Origin of the sequence: Microlunatus spumicola (assembly GCF_039536445.1) — a bacterium.
Taxonomy (GTDB): Bacteria; Actinomycetota; Actinomycetes; order Propionibacteriales; family Propionibacteriaceae; genus Microlunatus; species Microlunatus spumicola.
The window spans coordinates 47225-62982 of sequence record NZ_BAAAYR010000002.1 but is presented as its reverse complement, the minus strand read 5'-3'; the positions used below and the strand labels follow the sequence as shown (position 1 = coordinate 62982).

15 protein-coding genes and 2 tRNA genes are annotated in these 15758 nt (G+C 73.7%); 10 read left to right on the top strand and 7 right to left on the bottom strand.

Annotated elements, in window-relative coordinates:
- Positions 1-60 precede the first annotated feature (60 nt).
- The 7 genes from purF to ABD665_RS09285 all read left to right on the top strand — a co-directional run bounded on the left by purF (position 61) and on the right by ABD665_RS09285 (position 8218).
- Positions 61-1623 carry an amidophosphoribosyltransferase gene (gene purF, locus ABD665_RS09315; RefSeq protein ID WP_204910907.1) on the top strand — a complete coding sequence of 521 codons (1563 nt, stop codon included), beginning with the start codon at positions 61-63 and terminating at the stop codon, positions 1621-1623.
- A gap of 10 nt (positions 1624-1633) precedes the next feature.
- Positions 1634-2686: a phosphoribosylformylglycinamidine cyclo-ligase gene (gene purM, locus ABD665_RS09310; RefSeq protein ID WP_204910908.1), complete on the top strand. Its 1053-nt coding sequence runs from the start codon at positions 1634-1636 to the stop codon at positions 2684-2686.
- Between the two features lie 169 nt (positions 2687-2855).
- Entirely contained in the window at positions 2856-3110 is a 255-nt protein-coding gene (locus tag ABD665_RS09305; protein ID WP_204910909.1) for a DUF3073 family protein, read from the top strand.
- 42 nt (positions 3111-3152) lie between these two features.
- On the top strand, positions 3153-4145 hold the full coding sequence (locus ABD665_RS09300) for a magnetosome magnetite crystal formation protein family (protein WP_204910910.1): 993 nt from the start codon (positions 3153-3155) through the stop codon (positions 4143-4145).
- Between the two features lie 14 nt (positions 4146-4159).
- Complete coding sequence (locus ABD665_RS09295; protein ID WP_344742039.1) at positions 4160-5128, top strand: alpha/beta hydrolase; 969 nt, start codon at positions 4160-4162, stop codon at positions 5126-5128.
- A gap of 190 nt (positions 5129-5318) precedes the next feature.
- The gene (locus ABD665_RS09290; protein WP_344742408.1) at positions 5319-6587 is read left to right on the top strand and encodes an NAD(P)/FAD-dependent oxidoreductase; all 1269 of its coding nucleotides are present in this window, start codon (positions 5319-5321) and stop codon (positions 6585-6587) included.
- Positions 6584-8218, top strand: a complete 1635-nt coding sequence (locus tag ABD665_RS09285; RefSeq protein ID WP_486348146.1) for a glycoside hydrolase family 13 protein — start codon at positions 6584-6586, stop codon at positions 8216-8218. Before ABD665_RS09290 ends, ABD665_RS09285 begins: the two co-directional genes overlap by 4 nt.
- Positions 8219-8387: 169 nt before the next feature.
- Here ABD665_RS09285 and ABD665_RS09280 read toward each other — a convergent pair whose 3' ends face one another.
- The 6 genes from ABD665_RS09280 to ABD665_RS09255 form a co-directional block, all read right to left on the bottom strand.
- Positions 8388-9266 (bottom strand): SDR family oxidoreductase, encoded by an 879-nt coding sequence (locus tag ABD665_RS09280; RefSeq protein ID WP_204910912.1) that lies wholly within the window; start codon positions 9264-9266, stop codon positions 8388-8390.
- 78 nt (positions 9267-9344) lie between these two features.
- The gene (locus tag ABD665_RS09275; protein WP_204910913.1) at positions 9345-10106 is read right to left on the bottom strand and encodes a fructosamine kinase family protein; all 762 of its coding nucleotides are present in this window, start codon (positions 10104-10106) and stop codon (positions 9345-9347) included.
- A 17-nt stretch (positions 10107-10123) separates the two neighbouring features.
- The gene (locus ABD665_RS09270; RefSeq protein ID WP_204910914.1) at positions 10124-10873 is read right to left on the bottom strand and encodes an anti-sigma factor domain-containing protein; all 750 of its coding nucleotides are present in this window, start codon (positions 10871-10873) and stop codon (positions 10124-10126) included.
- Complete coding sequence (locus ABD665_RS09265) at positions 10854-11414, bottom strand: sigma-70 family RNA polymerase sigma factor (RefSeq protein WP_204910915.1); 561 nt, start codon at positions 11412-11414, stop codon at positions 10854-10856. Before ABD665_RS09265 ends, ABD665_RS09270 begins: the two co-directional genes overlap by 20 nt.
- A gap of 42 nt (positions 11415-11456) precedes the next feature.
- Positions 11457-11530 (bottom strand) — tRNA-Phe (locus ABD665_RS09260).
- A gap of 62 nt (positions 11531-11592) precedes the next feature.
- Positions 11593-11666: transfer RNA gene (locus ABD665_RS09255), tRNA-Asp, on the bottom strand.
- A 158-nt stretch (positions 11667-11824) separates the two neighbouring features.
- Here ABD665_RS09255 and ABD665_RS09250 point away from each other — a divergent pair.
- Positions 11825-12412 (top strand): TetR family transcriptional regulator, encoded by a 588-nt coding sequence (locus ABD665_RS09250; RefSeq protein WP_204910916.1) that lies wholly within the window; start codon positions 11825-11827, stop codon positions 12410-12412.
- On the opposite strand, the gene ABD665_RS09245 is transcribed toward ABD665_RS09250, so the two are convergent.
- Positions 12409-13281: an NmrA family NAD(P)-binding protein gene (locus ABD665_RS09245; RefSeq protein WP_204910917.1), complete on the bottom strand. Its 873-nt coding sequence runs from the start codon at positions 13279-13281 to the stop codon at positions 12409-12411. The two genes, ABD665_RS09250 and ABD665_RS09245, sit on opposite strands and share 4 nt — an antisense overlap.
- 68 nt (positions 13282-13349) lie before the next feature.
- On the opposite strand from ABD665_RS09245, the gene ABD665_RS09240 reads away from it, so the two are divergent.
- Both ABD665_RS09240 and ABD665_RS09235 read left to right on the top strand, forming a co-directional pair.
- On the top strand, positions 13350-14678 hold the full coding sequence (locus tag ABD665_RS09240; protein ID WP_204910918.1) for an FAD-binding protein: 1329 nt from the start codon (positions 13350-13352) through the stop codon (positions 14676-14678).
- Positions 14679-14746: 68 nt separating this feature from the next.
- Positions 14747-15691: a zinc-binding dehydrogenase gene (locus ABD665_RS09235; RefSeq protein WP_204910919.1), complete on the top strand. Its 945-nt coding sequence runs from the start codon at positions 14747-14749 to the stop codon at positions 15689-15691.
- Positions 15692-15758: the final 67 nt, after the last annotated feature.

The window sequence follows — 15758 nt, the reverse complement described above, 5'->3', positions numbered from 1 at the left end:
GGCACTCTGACCCAGCCGCGTGACGACGACGTGACGGGCCCGGCCCGTTACCATTGCGTAGTGCCTGGTGGAGACGGTCTGCTGAACCACGATCTCGACCCCCAGGATCGAGGTCCGCAGGACGCCTGCGGGGTCTTCGGCGTCTGGGCCCCCCGCGAGGAGGTCGCCAAGCTCACCTACTTCGGTCTCTACGCCCTGCAGCACCGCGGGCAGGAGTCGGCCGGCATCGCCGTCGCCAAGGGCTCGCAGACCATGGTCTTCAAGGACATGGGCCTGGTCTCGCAGGTGTTCAACGAGTCCACCCTCGAGTCGCTCGGCGGCGGGCACCTGGCCATCGGCCACTGCCGTTACTCCACCACCGGCGCGAGCGTCTGGCAGAACGCGCAGCCGACGTTCCGCTCCACCGCGACCGGCGGCCTGTCGCTCGGCCACAACGGCAACTTGACGAACACCCTCGAGCTCCAGTCCTGGCTGGCCGAGCGTGACGACGAGGGCGACTCGCTCGTCCCCGGCTCGCTGCTCTCCGAGGCCACCACGGACACCTCGCTGATCACCGCGCTCATGGCCACGTTCCCGGGCTCGAGCACCGAGGAGGCCGCGATGCAAGTGCTCCCGCGGCTGCGCGGGGCCTTCTGCCTGGTCTTCATGGACGACGAGACCCTGTACGCCGCCCGCGACCCGCAGGGCGTCCGCCCGCTGGTGCTGGGTCGGCTGGAGAGCGGCTGGGTCGTCGCCAGCGAGACCGCGGCGCTCGACATCGTCGGCGCCTCCTTCGTCCGCGAGGTCGCTCCCGGCGAGCTGATCAGCATCGACGAGAACGGGCTGCGCACCCGCAGCTTCGCCAAGCCCGACCCCAAGGGCTGCCTGTTCGAGTACGTCTACCTCGCGCGGCCCGACACCATGATCAGCGGCCGTCGTCTGCACTCGACCCGCGTCGAGGTGGGTCGCACGCTGGCCAAGGAGCACCCGGTCGAGGCCGACCTGGTCATCCCGGTGCCCGAGTCGGGCACGCCCGCCGCGATCGGCTTCGCCGAGCAGTCGGGGATCCCGTACGGGCAGGGCCTGGTCAAGAACTCCTACGTCGGGCGCACGTTCATCCAGCCGAGCCAGACCATCCGCCAGCTCGGCATCCGGCTCAAGCTGAACCCGCTGCGCGACGTGATCGCGGGCAAGCGCCTCGTGGTCGTCGACGACTCGATCGTCCGCGGCAACACGCAGCGCGCCCTGGTGCGGATGCTGCGCGAGGCCGGGGCGGCCGAGATCCACGTCCGGATCTCGTCGCCGCCCGTGAAGTGGCCGTGCTTCTACGGCATCGACTTCGCCTCCCGGGCCGAGCTCATCGCCACCGGGCTGAACGTCGAGGAGATCTGCCGGTCCATCGGCGCGGACTCGCTCGCCTACGTCAGCCTGGACGGCCTGGTCGCGGCCACGGAGCAGCCCAAGGACCAGCTCTGCCGGGCCTGCTTCGACGGGATCTACCCGATCGAGCTCCCGCTGGCCGAGCGCCTCGGCAAGAGCATCCTGGAGGACGGCGCGCGGCTCGAGTCCTCGCGGACCGACGTCGACGGCCTCGCCGTGGCGGTGGCCGGGGTCGGCGGCGGCGACGCCCTCGGCCGGCCCTGAGGACGGGGCGATGACCAGCGCGTACGCCGCAGCCGGCGTCGACATCGAGGCGGGAGACCGCGCTGTCGAGCTGATGAAGACCTGGGTCGCCAAGACCCGGCGCCCCGAGGTCCTCGGGGGGCTGGGCGGGTTCGCCGGCTTCTTCGACGCCTCCGCCCTGCAGGGCATGCGGCACCCGGTGCTGGCGACGTCCACGGACGGGGTCGGCACCAAGGTGGCGATCGCGCAGGCGCTCGGCGTGCACGACACCATCGGCTTCGACCTGGTCGGCATGGTGGTCGACGACCTCGTCGTGACCGGGGCCGAGCCGCTGTTCATGACCGACTACGTCGCCTGCGGCAAGGTCGTGCCGGAGCGCATCGCCGCGATCGTCAAGGGCATCGCCGAGGCGTGCGCCGAGGCGGGCTGCGCCCTCCTGGGCGGCGAGACCGCGGAGCACCCCGGGCTCCTGGCCCCCGACGAGTACGACGTGGCCGGCGCCGCGACGGGCGTCGTCGAGCGCGACCTGATCCTCGGCCCGGACCGCGTCCGGCCGGGCGACGTCGTGCTGGCCATGGAGTCGTCGGGCCTGCACTCCAACGGCTACTCCCTCGTCCGGCACGTGCTCGCCGGCGCCGGCTGGTCCCTGGACCGCCACGTCGACGAGCTCGGTCGGACGATCGGGGAGGAGCTGCTCGTCCCGACGCGGATCTACGCGCGCGACTGCCTCGCGCTGATCGAGGCCGTCGAGGTGCACGCGATGAGCCACGTCACCGGCGGCGGGCTGGCCAACAACCTGGCCCGCGTCGTCCCCGACTCCTGCCACGTGACGGTCGACCGCGGCACCTGGTCGCCCGCGCCCGTCTTCGGCGTCGTGCAGGCTCTCGGCGGCGTGCCGCAGCCCGACCTCGAGGCGACGCTCAACCAGGGCGTCGGCATGGTCGCGCTGCTCCCGCCCGACGCCGTGGACGCGGCGGTCGAGCTCCTCGCCGGACGCGGTCTGCGGGCCTGGGCCTGCGGGTCGGTGGAGGCGTCCACGGACGCTGCGGCGGCGCGGGTGGAGCTGGTCGGCCGGCACCGCTGACCGGGGTCGGACGAGGTCGGTCGCGTGCGACCTTCGCCACGTCCGAGGACGACCGCGTGAGAGTTGCTTTGCCAGGCTTCGTCCATTGGGTAGTGTCTGACCCACGACATTGACCAAGAGGAGCCGCGGCCACGCCGGCGGCTGACCAGAGCGAGGGGGTCGACCCGATATGGGGCGCGGCCGTGCAAAGGCGAAGCAGACCAAGGTCGCTCGCGAACTCAAGTACCGCTCCTTCGGCACCGACTTCGGGTCGCTTGCTGCCGAGCTGCGTCACGAGGGCACCGAGGTGCCCCCGGCCTACGCGGACCTCGCTGAGGTGACCCCGGGCCCGGACACCGACGACGACGAGCGTCCGGCCGCCTACCAGGCCGAGGGCGACGACGACGAGGACGACCGCTACACCGAGCTGCGCAAGTCCGGCTGACCGGCGGCGCCGTCGAGCCGCTCCACCACTACGCTGGTGACCATGAGCGACCCCTCCGGCTCCCGCCCTGCTGACGTGCCCGAGAACGGGTCGGCCGAGGGCGGAGCGGTGGCGCACCCGGAGACGGACCAGCAGAGCTGGTCGGCCGCCGAGCAGACGCAGCCGAGCCCGGAGCAGCCGTACGACGTGCCGACCGGTGCGCAGCAGTACGGTCAGCCGCCGGCCACGGGCTACCTCCCGCCGGACACCGACCAGCCCGGTCAGTGGGCCCCCGTGCAGGGGAACGGCCCGCAGCAGTACGGCCAGCCCGAGCACGGGCAGGCGTCGTACGCCCAGGAGGGTTTCCCCGCACCCGGGACCGGCGTCGGGGGCTACGAGCCGTCGACGCCCGGCTACGGGCAGCCGCCGGTGAGCGGCGCCCCGGGCTACGGCGCACCCGACCAGGGGTTCGCGCCCCAGGCCCCGGACTACGAGCAGCAGCCCTACGGGAGCCAGCAGCCCTACCCGCCGCAGCAGCAGCCGCAGACCGGTCCCCAGCAGCCCTACGCCCAGCAGCCCTACCCCGGGCAGCCGCCGGCCCAGCCGCCCTTCCCGGGCCAGCCGCCGTACGCCGGGCAGCCGTACGCGCCGCAGGGGCAGCAGCCCTACCCCGGTCAGCCGCCCTACCCGGGCCAGGGCTACCCGCCCCAGCCCTACGCCGCCCAGGCGCCGATGTCGGAGAGCGACCAGCGCCTCTGGGCCACGCTGACCCCCATCAGCACCCTGGTGGTCGGGTTCATCGGCCCGCTCGTGGCCTACCTCCTCCTCAAGGACCGCAGCCCGTTCCTCAAGGGGGCGACCACCGAGGCCCTGAACTTCTCGATCACGACGACCCTGGCCATCCTCGTCAGCAGCATCCTCACCGTGATCCTCGTCGGCTACGTGCTGCTCCCGGTCGTCTACATCGGCGCCATCGTGCTGTGCGTCCTCGCGGCGATCGCGGGCAACAAGGGCGAGGTCTACCGCTACCCGCTCAGCTGGCGGGTGGTGAAGTAGCCGCGCCGACGGCGGTGGTCTGGGACGCCGACCTGCTGGACGGGTACGTCTCGACCGAGATCGCCCTGCCCGACGCCCCGCGGATGCCGGGCGAGCCGGAGGACGTCGAGGTCGTCGCGACGCTGGTCCGGCGGGACGAGCCGCGCCGCTCACGCCGGGCCGTGCTCTACGTGCACGGCTGGAACGACTACTTCTTCCAGACCCACCTGGCCGACTTCTGGGCGGACCAGGGCTTCGACTTCTACGCCCTCGACCTGCGCCGCTACGGCCGCAGCCTGCGGCGGGGCCACCTGCCCGGCTTCACCACCGACCTCGGCGCGTACGACGAGGAGCTCGACGCCGCGGCCGACCTGATCGCCGCTGACCACGACCAGCTGGTGCTCGTCGGGCACTCGACCGGCGGCCTCATCACGTCGCTGTGGTCCGCCCGCCGGCCCGGCCGCGTCGACGCGCTGGTCCTGAACTCGCCCTGGCTGGACCTGCAGGGCTCGGCCCTCGTCCGAGCGGTCGGCGCGCCCGTCATCGAGGCGCTCGGGGCGCGGTCGCCCACGAGCGTGCTGCGGGCGCCCGACCCCGGCCACTACGCGCGGACGCTGCACCGCTCCCTGGAGGGGGAGTGGGACTACGACCTCGACATCAAGCTCTCGCCCGGCCCGCCGGTCAGGGTGGGCTGGCTCCGCGCCGTGCTGCAGGGCCAGCGCCGGGTCGCGGCCGGGCTCGCCATCGGCGTGCCAGTGCTCGTCCTCGCGTCGGCCCGGACGAGCTTCGCGCGGCGGTGGAGCGAGGACCTGCGGACCGTCGACACGGTCCTCGACGTCGAGCAGATCTCCGCGCGCGCCGTACGGCTCGGGCGCTGCGTGGTCGTGGTGCGGATCGAGGAGGGCATGCACGACCTCGTCCTCTCGGCGGCGCCCGTGCGCGCGCAGGTGTTCGCGGAGATGGCGCGCTTCACGCGCGGCTACGTCCCGCCCTCGGCCCCCTGACCGGCTCCGGAACCCTCGCGCGTCGGCGCTCGTTCTCCCGTCGAAGACCCTTCTGCGGAGTGGCGCTCGCCACATCGGGCGGGTCCGGCGGCTGCATCCGGAGCCGTGGTGTGGCCCTTCTCGCAGCCCCGGGACCGACCGTGGTGTCGGGCACCACACTGCGGCTGGTTGAATGATGCCTGTGAGTGAGATGCCGCATGTGGTCGTGGTCGGCGCAGGGTTCGGTGGCGTTTCGGCGTCGAGCGAGCTGGCCAAGGAGGGGTTCCGGGTCACGCTGATCGACCGGCACCCGTACAACACGTTCCAGCCGTTGCTGTACCAGGTCGCCACCGGCGGCCTGAACGCCGGCGACGTGACCTACTCGCTGCGCTACTTCGCGGCGCGGCACCAGGGCGTGCGGTTCCGTCGCGCGGCGGTGACCGGCATCGACCACGAGGCCAAGCAGGTCCTCTGCGACGACGGGGTCAAGGTCGGCTACGACTACCTCGTCCTCGCGACCGGCATCACGACGAACCACTTCGGCATCCCCGGGGCGGCCGAGTTCACGATGTCGATGTACACGCGGGCCGAGGCCCTGCGGGTGCGCGACACGATCTTCGGCAGCATGGAGATCATCGCCGGCCGCTCCGACCCCAACAGCGGTGGCTTCACCGTCGTGGTCGCCGGCGGCGGCGCGACGGGCGTCGAGATGGCCGGGCAGCTCGCCGAGCTCAAGCAGGAGGCGCTGCCCAAGACCTACCCGGAGCTCAACCCGGCGCAGGTCCACGTCGTCCTCGTCGAGATGGCCCCCTTCCTGCTCGCGCCGTTCGACGACTCGCTGCGCAAGTACGCGCTGGCCGAGCTGATCAAGCGCGGCGTCGACGTCCGGCTGAACACCGCCATCTCCGAGGTGCACGCCGACCGCGTGGACTTCAAGGGTGGCGAGTCGATCCCGGTCGACCTGGTCATCTGGGCCGCCGGCGTCTCCGGCAACCCGGCGCTGCGCGAGTGGGGCATCCCGATCGGCCGAGGTGGCCGCATCGAGGTCAACTCCGACCTCCGTGTGCTCGGCGAGGAGAACATCTTCGCCATCGGTGACATCAGCCTCACCGTCGACAGCCCGCTGCCGCAGCTCGCGCAGCCCGCGATCCAGACCGGCCGGTTCGCCGCGAAGCAGATCGCGCGCCTGCACCGCGGTGTGCCGACCGAGAAGTTCGAGTACCACAACAAGGGCACGATGGCCACCATCGGCCGCGGCGACGCCGTCCTGCAGACGCCGTTCGGGCTCAAGCTCAAGGGCGTCCTGGCCTGGCTCGGCTGGATCGGCCTGCACATCGTCTACATCCTGGGCGGCCGCAACCGGCTCCAGACCCTGCTCAGCCTGACCTCGCGCTACCTGCTCCCGCGTCGCAGCAACGCGATCGTGGGCGACGTCATGGAGACGCCGAAGCTCCGCGCGGGCGCCGTCGACCGCCGCTGAGCACCGCAGGTCCCGCCGCCGTCGCCCTGACCGGTGACGGCGGCTGGTGGCGGACGGCCGTCGTCTACCAGGTCTACCCCCGCTCGTTCGCGGATGCGGACGGCGACGGCGTGGGTGACCTGAACGGCGTCACCGCGCACCTCGGGGACATCGCCGACCTTGGCGTGGACGCCGTCTGGCTGTCGCCCTTCTACCCGTCGCCCCAGGTCGACGGGGGCTACGACATCAGCGACCTCTGCGACGTCGACCCGCTGCTCGGGACGCTCGCCGACCTCGACGCCCTGCTCGAGCGCGCGCACGCGCTCGGCCTGCGGGTCATCGCCGACCTGGTGCCCAACCACACCTCGTCGCAGCACCCGTGGTTCCAGGCGGCGCTGGCCGCGGGACCGGGTTCGCCGGAGCGCGACCGCTACGTCTTCCGCGACGAGCCGACCGACTGGCTGTCCGTCTTCGGGGGCCGGGCGTGGACCCAGGTGCCCGACGGGCAGTGGTACCTCCACCTCTTCGACTCCGCCCAGCCCGACCTGAACTGGACCTCGCCGCAGGTCCTGGCCGACTTCGACGCCGTGTTCCGCTTCTGGCTCGACCGCGGTGTCGACGGCTTCCGCATCGACGTGGGGCACGGCCTCGTCAAGGACCCGACCTTCCCCTCGTTCCCGGGCTCGCCGCTGGCCTCGGGCGCCAAGGAGCAGGCGCCGTACTGGGACCAGGAGGGCGTGCACGACCTGCACCGCCGCTGGCGCAGCATCACCGACTCCTACGCCGACCGGCCGCGGATGCTCTGCGGCGAGGTGAACGTCCCCGTCGAGCGGGCCGTGCGCTACGTGCGCCCCGACGAGCTGCACCAGGTCTTCAACTGGCCGTTCCTCGTCACGGGCTGGGACGCGGTCGCCCTGCGGGCCGTCGTCGACGAGTCGATCACCGCGTACGGCGGGGTCGGGGCGGCGCCGACCTGGGTCGTCGGCAACCACGACACCCTCCGCGTCGCCACGCGCTTCGGCTACGCGCCCGGGCAGGCCCCGCGCCGGGTCGGCCCGCGGTCCCCGCAGCCGGACGTCGCGCTGGGGTTCCGTCGGGCCCGTGCCGCCGCCCTGCTCCTGCTCGCGCTGCCCGGGTCGGCGTACGTCTACCAGGGCGAGGAGCTCGGCCTGCCCGAGCACACGACCCTCGACGACGCGGACCGCCAGGACCCGGCGTTCCGGCGGACGGCGGGGGAGGACCTCGGCCGCGACGGGTGCCGCGTCCCGCTCCCGTGGGAAGCCGACGCGCCGAACCTGGGGTTCGGGGACGGACGTCCCTGGCTGCCGCACCCGGAGGCGTACCGCGCCCTCGCCCGCGACCGCCAGCGCGCGGACCCGACGTCGATGCTCGCTCTCTACACCGCCGCGCTCCGCCTCCGCCGTGAGCTCGGCCTCGGCGCCGCCGAGCTGCGCTGGACCTCTGAGCCCGGTTCCGACGTCCTGGCCTTCGCCCTGGGCGACGTCCGCGTCACCGCGAACATCGGCACCACCGACGTCGACCTCCCGCGCGACGCCGAGGTCCTGCTCAGCAGCGACCCCCACGCGGGACGCACGCTCCCCCCTGACACGACCGCCTGGTGGCGCGACCTCGTACGCCCTGCCTCCGTCTGACCGGGGCGCGCGTCCGCGGGTCGAGCCTCGGGAGTTTCACGTAAACGTGAAAGACCCCTACCTTGCACGGCAGATCTGCCGTGCAGAGCAAGGGTCTTTCACGTAAACGTGAAAGTCCTGGGACGCGAGGGACGAGCAGGGAGCCCTCACCGCGCCGCAGGACCAGGGGTCACGGGGTGGGCATGCCGCCGTTCAGGTTGAGGGTCTCGCCGACGACGTAGCTCGACTCGGGCGACGCGAGGAAGACGTACGCCGGGGCCATCTCGATCGGCTGGCCCATGCGGCCGAGGGGGGTGTCCTCGCCGAAGCTGTCCAGGGCGTCGGTCGGCTGGCCGCCGGAGACCTGGAGCGGGGTCCAGACCGGGCCCGGGGCGACGACGTTCACGCGGATCCCCTTGGGGGCCAGCTGCTGCGCGAGGGCCTTGCTGAACGTGTTGATCGCGGCCTTGGTCGACGCGTAGTCCACGAGGTGCGGGCTGGGGCTGTAGGCCTGGATCGACGAGGTCGTGATGATGCTGGAACCGGCCGGCAGGTGCTTGACCGCCTCCTGGATCATCCAGAACATGGCGTAGACGTTCGTCTTGTACGTCTCGTCGAACTGCTCCGAGGTGATGTCGAGGATGTCCTCGACGGCCTGCTGCTTGCCGGCCACGATCACGAGGACGTCCAGGCCGCCGAGCTGCTCCACGGCGTCGGTGACGACCTTGCGGGCCGCCTGCTCGTCGGTGATGTCGGTGGGCAGCTGAACCATCTTGCGGCCGGTGTCGGCGACGGCGGCCACGACGGCGTCGGCGTCCTCCTGCTCGGCGGGGAGGTAGTTCATGGCGACGTCCGCGCCTTCGCGGGCGTAGGCGATCGCGACGGCCCGGCCGATGCCGGAGTCGGCGCCGGTGATCAGCGCGCGGCGGCCGACGAGCTTGGCGCTGCCGACGTAGGAACCCTCGCCGTGCTCGGCCTTGACGTCGAGGTCGGCGTCCAGCCCGGTGCCGGCCTGCCTCTCCTTGTCCGGGTTGTCCGGGTACTGCGTGACGGGGTTGACCAGGCTCATGGGGCGTCTCCAGTTCCGGGCGCCGCTCGGGTGCGCGGCGCCACGGACCTTCTTACCCGCTGAACCAGGGCTGACCCGTCAGCGGTACCCGTGGGCGACCGACGCCGCCTCGCGCCCGTACGCGGGGCCGTGGCTGACGGCGTGCACGAGGAGCGGGTGCAGCTGGTGCAGGCCGACCAGCTCCCGCCAGCCCGGCTCGAGGTGGGCCTCCTCGGCGTACGCGTCGTCGATCCGGTCCAGCCCCGGGACCCCGAAGAGGTGCAGCATCGCCAGGTCGGTCAGGCCGTGGCCGCCGTGCGCCGCGGGATCGATGACGACGACCCCGTCCGGGGTGAACATCACGTTGCCCGACCAGAGGTCCCCATGGATCCGGGCCGGCGGCCGGTCGTCGTCGAAGTCACCGGCGCGCAGGCGCTCGGCGACCCGTTCGACGGCGGCCAGGGCGGCGGCCGAGAGGTGGTCGACGTCGTACGCCTCGCGGGCGTACGGGAGCACGCGCTGCTCGGCGTAGAAGGTGCCCCAGCGGTCGTCGGGGCGCAGCGACAGGCGCTGGCGCCCGATGAACCCCTCGCCCTCCCAGCCCGCGGGTGGTGCGCCGAAGGCCGGGGCACCCGCGGCGTGGGTGCGGGCCAGGGCGTGCCCGAAGGCATCGGCGGCCTCGGAGGTGGGACGGACGGTGTCGAGCCGTTCCAGCTCGATCCGGCGGGCGTCGACCGCCCGGACCCCGACGACGCGGGCGCCGTCGGGCGCGGCGGCGAGCCAGCGCAGGCCGGCGGCCTCGACCGGGAAGTAGTCGGGCGGCGTGCTCGGCGACGCGTGCTTGACGTACGGCTCCGGCATCGGCGCGCGGGCGTCCGTCAGACGCGGAGCCGGCCGCGGACGACCGAGACGTCGGAGTGGTGCGGGTCGGTGTCGCCGGGCGGCTCGAGGGACACGTCGACGACGGGGTGCGTCTCGAGGTCCATGCTCGCCGGGATCGGGAACCGTCCGGAGTCGCCCGTCATGGACCCCATCGGGACCATGTCCTCGGCCTTCGTGTCGCTGACCCAGACCTCGAACGTCCCGTCGACCGGGGTGCCCGCGGGCATGGCCATGGAGACGACCAGGGTGCGCTGCCCGCCGGGGCCGTCCTCGACCGCGGCGGTGCCGTTCGCGCCGGGCCAGCCGGGCAGGGCGTTGAGCTGGATCGCGCTGTCGCTGGAGGGGCCGGGCGTCAGGACGCCGCGCAGCAGGAACCCGCCGCCCAGACCGACGACGAGGGCCGCGGCGGCCGCGACGGCGGCGGTGCGCCAGCGGCGGCCTCGACGTGAGCGGTCCCGACGGGCCGCCAGCTCGTCGGGCGTCGCGTCAGTGGTGCCGGCCGTGGACCCGCCCTGAGCGAGCGTCGGCGCGCCGCCGACCTCGGCGAGAACGCGTCGCCAGACCCGGGGGTCCGGCGCGACGAGCGCGTCGTCGGGCCCGAGCGACCGGCCGACGTCGACGACGTGACGGAGGGCGTCCACCTCGGCGACGCAGGCGAGGCACTCCGCGACGTGCGCGGTGGTGCCGGCGTCGGGGTCCTCGCCGAGCGCGACCAGGGCGAGGTCGTCAGGAGTCGGATGAGCCATCGTAGGACTCCTCCAATCTCTTCCTGATCTTGATGAGGCTCCGCCGGATGTGGCTCTTGACCGTGCCCGGGGGCAGCTGCAGGCGTTCCGCGATCTGCATGTGGGTGAGGTCCTCGTAGAACGCGAGGCGCAGCACCCGCTGGGGCATCTCGTCGAGCCGCGCGATCTCGTCCGCGACGATCAGCCGTTCGGCGACGTCCAGCGGCTCGCGCGGGGCGTCGTAGTTGGACGCGACCTGGTCGGCGATCCGGCGCTGCCGGGCGCGGCCCTGGTGGGCGTCGACGATCTTGTTCCGCGTGATGCCCATGATCCAGGCGGACAGGCTCGCCCGCTCCGGCTTGTAGTTGTGGCGCTTGTCCCACGCCGCCACGAACACCTTCTGGGTGACGTCCTCGGCCTCGGTGACCTCACCGAGCGAACGGAGGCACACGCTGTAGACCAGAGCCGAGTAGCGCTTGTAGACCTGCTCCAGCGCCCGCTCGTCACCCGCGAGGAACGCGGCGACGAGAGCGTCGCGATCTTCGTCTGGCGCGAGTGTCACGCGTGTGGTTCCTCCCGGTGCGGTGGGCACCGCGACTGTACGTGGCCAGGGCCGGGTTCGAACCGGCGACCTTTCACTTTTCAGGCGAACGCTGCTACCAGCTGAGCTACCTGGCCAAAAGTCAGGCCGGATGCCCTGACCGCCGCGACACCAGACCTGAATCTGATGTCGCCTTCCGCGACCCCGACGGGACTCGAACCCGCGACCTCCGCCGTGACAGGGCGGCGCGCTAACCAACTGCGCTACGGGGCCTCATGGCCCTGAACGCCCTTCCAGGCGCCCGCGAAACTATAGCGCAGGAGCGGGGGCACTCCGAACCAGAACACGTCACGGTGGCCACGGGGTGGTCGCCGGGGCCCCGTCCCGGCACCGGGCGCCCCGCGTACGACCCGCGTACGATCGGCCGGAACATGCCCGCCGACCCGCCCCGCAAGCCCCGGAAAGACGCGGAGCAGAACGCCGAGCGCGTGATCGCCGCCGCCATCCGTTCCGGCCTCGCCGAGGGCAGGTTCGTCCCGATGGCCCAGATCGCGGCCGACGCCGGCGTGGGGGTCGGCACCCTCTACCGGCGCTACCCCAACCGCGAGGCGCTGCTCGAGGCCATGGCCGTCCGCGCCTACCGCCTGATCCTGGCCGAGGCCGAGGACGCGCTGGCCTCCGGGACGTCCGGCCTGGACGCGGTCGGGCGCTTCCTGCGCCAGACCTTCGTCCACCGCGACGAGCTGGTGCTCCCCCTGCACGGGGCGCCGGTCACCGAGGGGACCGAGTCCGCGGAGCTCCGCGGACGCATGCAGCAGACGATGAGCGCGATCGTCCGGCGCGGGCACGAGGACGGCACGCTCCGCCCCGAGGTGAACGCCGGGACGGTCGTGCGCTTCGGCGCGATGCTCGCCCAGCCGATGTCGAACGTCCCCGGCTGGGCGACCGCCGCCGCCGAGCAGCGCGCCGTCTTCCTGCGCGGCATCGCCACCGGGATCGGTCCGGCGGACTCCGCCTAGTTCCCGGAACCCGCGCCGGCCTGCCGGCCCAGCCAGGTCCGCAGGTCGCTCACGTCCGGCACGAGCCGACGGGTCGCGGCGCGGTCGGCCCGGTAGGCGGGCGGGCTCGCGAACCACCGGAACATCGCCTGCAGGTCCGTGTCGTCGCCGAGCGCCGCGAGCGGCACCTCCTCGAAGCGGGCGGCCCGGCCCGTCGCGTCCCGGACCTCGGCGGCGACGCGGTCGAGGGTCAGCTCGTCGCCCGCGATCTCCACGGCGTCGCCCGCGAGCGCGTCCGGGTCGAGCAGGAGCCGTGCGGCCGCCGCGCCGATGTCGCGCACCGCGACCATCTGCAGGGGCACGTCGCCGGGCATCGGCAGCCGGACGACCACGTCACCGTCCGGGCCCGGTGCCAGCTGCGCGGCCAGGTTCTCCATGAAGAAGGTCGGGCGCAGGAACGTCGCCGGCACCAGGTCGGTCAGGCGCTCCTCGACCCGTCGCTTGCTCTCGAAGTGCGGGATGCCCGTGGCCCGCTCCGCCCCGCCGACCGACGAGTAGACGACGTGCGGCACCCGGGCCCGCGCCGCCGCCTCGGCGACCACGGTCCCGCGCCGGACCTCGCCGTCCGTGCCGTCCGGCCCGGCGAACGTCGTGAGGAAGAAGAGGGCGCCGACCCCGCCGAGGCCGCGGGCGAGCGCGTCCCCGTCCTCCTGGTCGGCCGTCGCCAGCTCGACGCCACGGGCCTGCAGCGCGCGGGCGCCGGCGGAGGAGGGGTCGCGGACGAGGGCGCGTACGGGGGCGCCGGCCTCGAGCAGCGCGTCGACGACGCGACCGCCCTGCTGACCGGTGGCGCCGACGACGGCGACGGGCGGGGTGTCCGAGCTGGGCATGAGGCCTCCGAAGGAGAAGGACGAGACGATCCGGACGAAATCGTCCGGATCGTGCGTAGTCTAGGAGCATGCTCTTCGACGCCGGCTCGGACGTCTACACCCGGGCGACCCAGCCCCACACCTCCTCCGTCACCCAACGCCCGGCGCGCGTCGCCGTCGTCGACCAGCCCGACCGGCTGCCGGAGGTTCTCGAGGAGGTCGCGGCCCTGGCGCGCGCCCGGGGGCGGGCGCTGACGGTCGTGCCGCAGGCCACCGGGCACGGCGCCGGAGCCATCGTCGACGACGACGTGGTCCTGCTCGACACGTCCGGCCTCCGCTCGGTCGAGGTCGACGTGGAGACGCGGGTGGCGAGGGTCGGCGCGGGCGCGACCTGGTCGGACGTGAACGCCGTGGCCCAGCAGCACGGGCTGCTGGGGCTGGCCGGCTCGGCCCCGAGCGTGTCCGTCTCGGGCTACACCTTCGGCGGGGGCGTCGGCTGGCTCGTCCGGCGTGACGGCCTGGCCAGCGGCAGCCTGCGGGCCGTCGGCTACGTCGACGGTCACGGGCGCCTGCGCCGGGCCGCGGACGACGCACCCGACCCGGTGGACCGCGACGCGATCTGGGCGTTCCGCGGGGCCGGCGGCGTCGGGGTCGCCCACACGCTCGAGCTCGACCTCGTCCCGGCGCCCGACCTGCACGCGGGGGCGCTGCTGTGGTCCGCCGACGCGCTGCCCGCCGTGCTGGAGGCGTGGTCGAGGACGGTCCCCGGCCTCGGCCCCGGGGTCTCGTCGAGCGTCTCGGTGCTGCACGTGCCGCCCCTGCCGACCTTCCCGGAGGCGCTGCGGGGTTCCGTCGCCGTGCACCTCGCGGTCGCCGCGCCGGACGGGCCCGACGCCGCGACGCCTCTCCTCGAGGCCGTGCGGGCGGCCACGACGCCGGTCGCCGACGGCTGGGGGCGTACGGACGCCGCCGGCCTCGCCCGGATCCACCTCGACCCGCCGACGGCCACGCCCGCGATCGGGGACGCGCGCTGGCTGGACGCCACCACGCCCGCCCTGGCCGCGGACCTGCTGAGCACCGCCGCCGCTGCGGACTCGCCGATCGTGATGCTGGAGCTGCGCCACCTGGCCGGCGCACCGACGCGACGCGCGGGCGCCGTCGTCACGCCGCCGGGAGCGTTCATCTTCCACGCGGTCGGTGCCCTCGGCCGTTCCCCGCGTCCCGAGATCGACGCCGGGTTCGCGCGGGCCCGGTCGGTCTGGGAGGCGGCCGACACCGGCCTCACGCCCGGCTCCTGGGTCGAGGGCGCCGGTTCCGTGCCCGACGCGCTCCCCGTCGACGTACGGGAGCGGGCCCGCGCCGTCGCCGACGCCGTCGACCCCGAACGGCGCCTCGCCCGGTCCCGACTCCTCGGCTGAGCCCGGCGTCCCCGCCGAGCACGACCGCCTCGCTCCACCCCCACCACGACCACAAGAAGAGGTACGCCATGAAGGCAGTGCGGTTCCACGAGTTCGGCGGCCCCGAGGTCCTGCGCCAGGAGGACGTGGACGTCCCCGAGCCCGGCGCCGGCCAGGTCCGCGTCAGGGTCGCGGCGACGTCGTTCAACGGCATCGACGGCAACATCCGCGGCGGCTACATGCAGGGGCCCATCCCCGTGGAGCTGCCGCACACGCCCGGCATCGACGTCGCGGGGACGGTCGACGCGCTGGGGGAGGGGGTCACCGGGCTGCGGGTCGGGGACCCGGTCGTCGGCTTCCTGCCGATGGTGGCCGACGGGGCGTCGGCCGAGCACGTCGTCGTGCCCGCCGACGTCCTGGCGGCGGCGCCCACGAGCATCCCGCTGGCCGACGCGGCCGCCCTGCCGGTGGTCGGACTGACCGCCTGGCAGGCGCTCTTCGACCACGGCGGCCTCACGGACGGCCGGCGTGTGCTGGTCAACGGTGCCGGAGGAGCGGTCGGCGGCTACGCCGTGCAGCTGGCCAAGGCGGCCGGGGTCCACGTCGTCGCCACGGCGAGCCCCCGCAGCGCCGAGCGGGTCCGGGCGGCCGGCGCCGACGAGGTCGTCGACCACACCACGACCGACGTGCGCACGGCCGTGACCGAGCCCGTGGACGTCGTGCTCAATCTCGCGCCCGTCAATCCCGACCAGCTCGCCGCGCTCGTCTCGCTCGTACGCCCGGGCGGGGTCGTGGTCAGCACGACCGTGTGGATGCCGACCCCGTCCGACGAGGCACGCGCCGTCCGGGGCGTCGACCTCTTCGTCCGCAGCGACACCGACCAGCTGTCCGAGCTGGTGGCCCGGGTCGACCGGGGCGAGCTCCACGTCGACGTGGCGGAGCGGGTCGCGCTGGCCGACCTGGCGTCCGTGCACGCGCGCGCCCTGACCGGCGGCATCTCCGGCAAGGTCGTCGTCCTGGTCGCCGAGGCCTGAGGACAGGCCTCCGCGGCGCCGGCTCTGACGTCGGCGCCGCGGTGGTCGTCCGACCGCTTGAGGACCG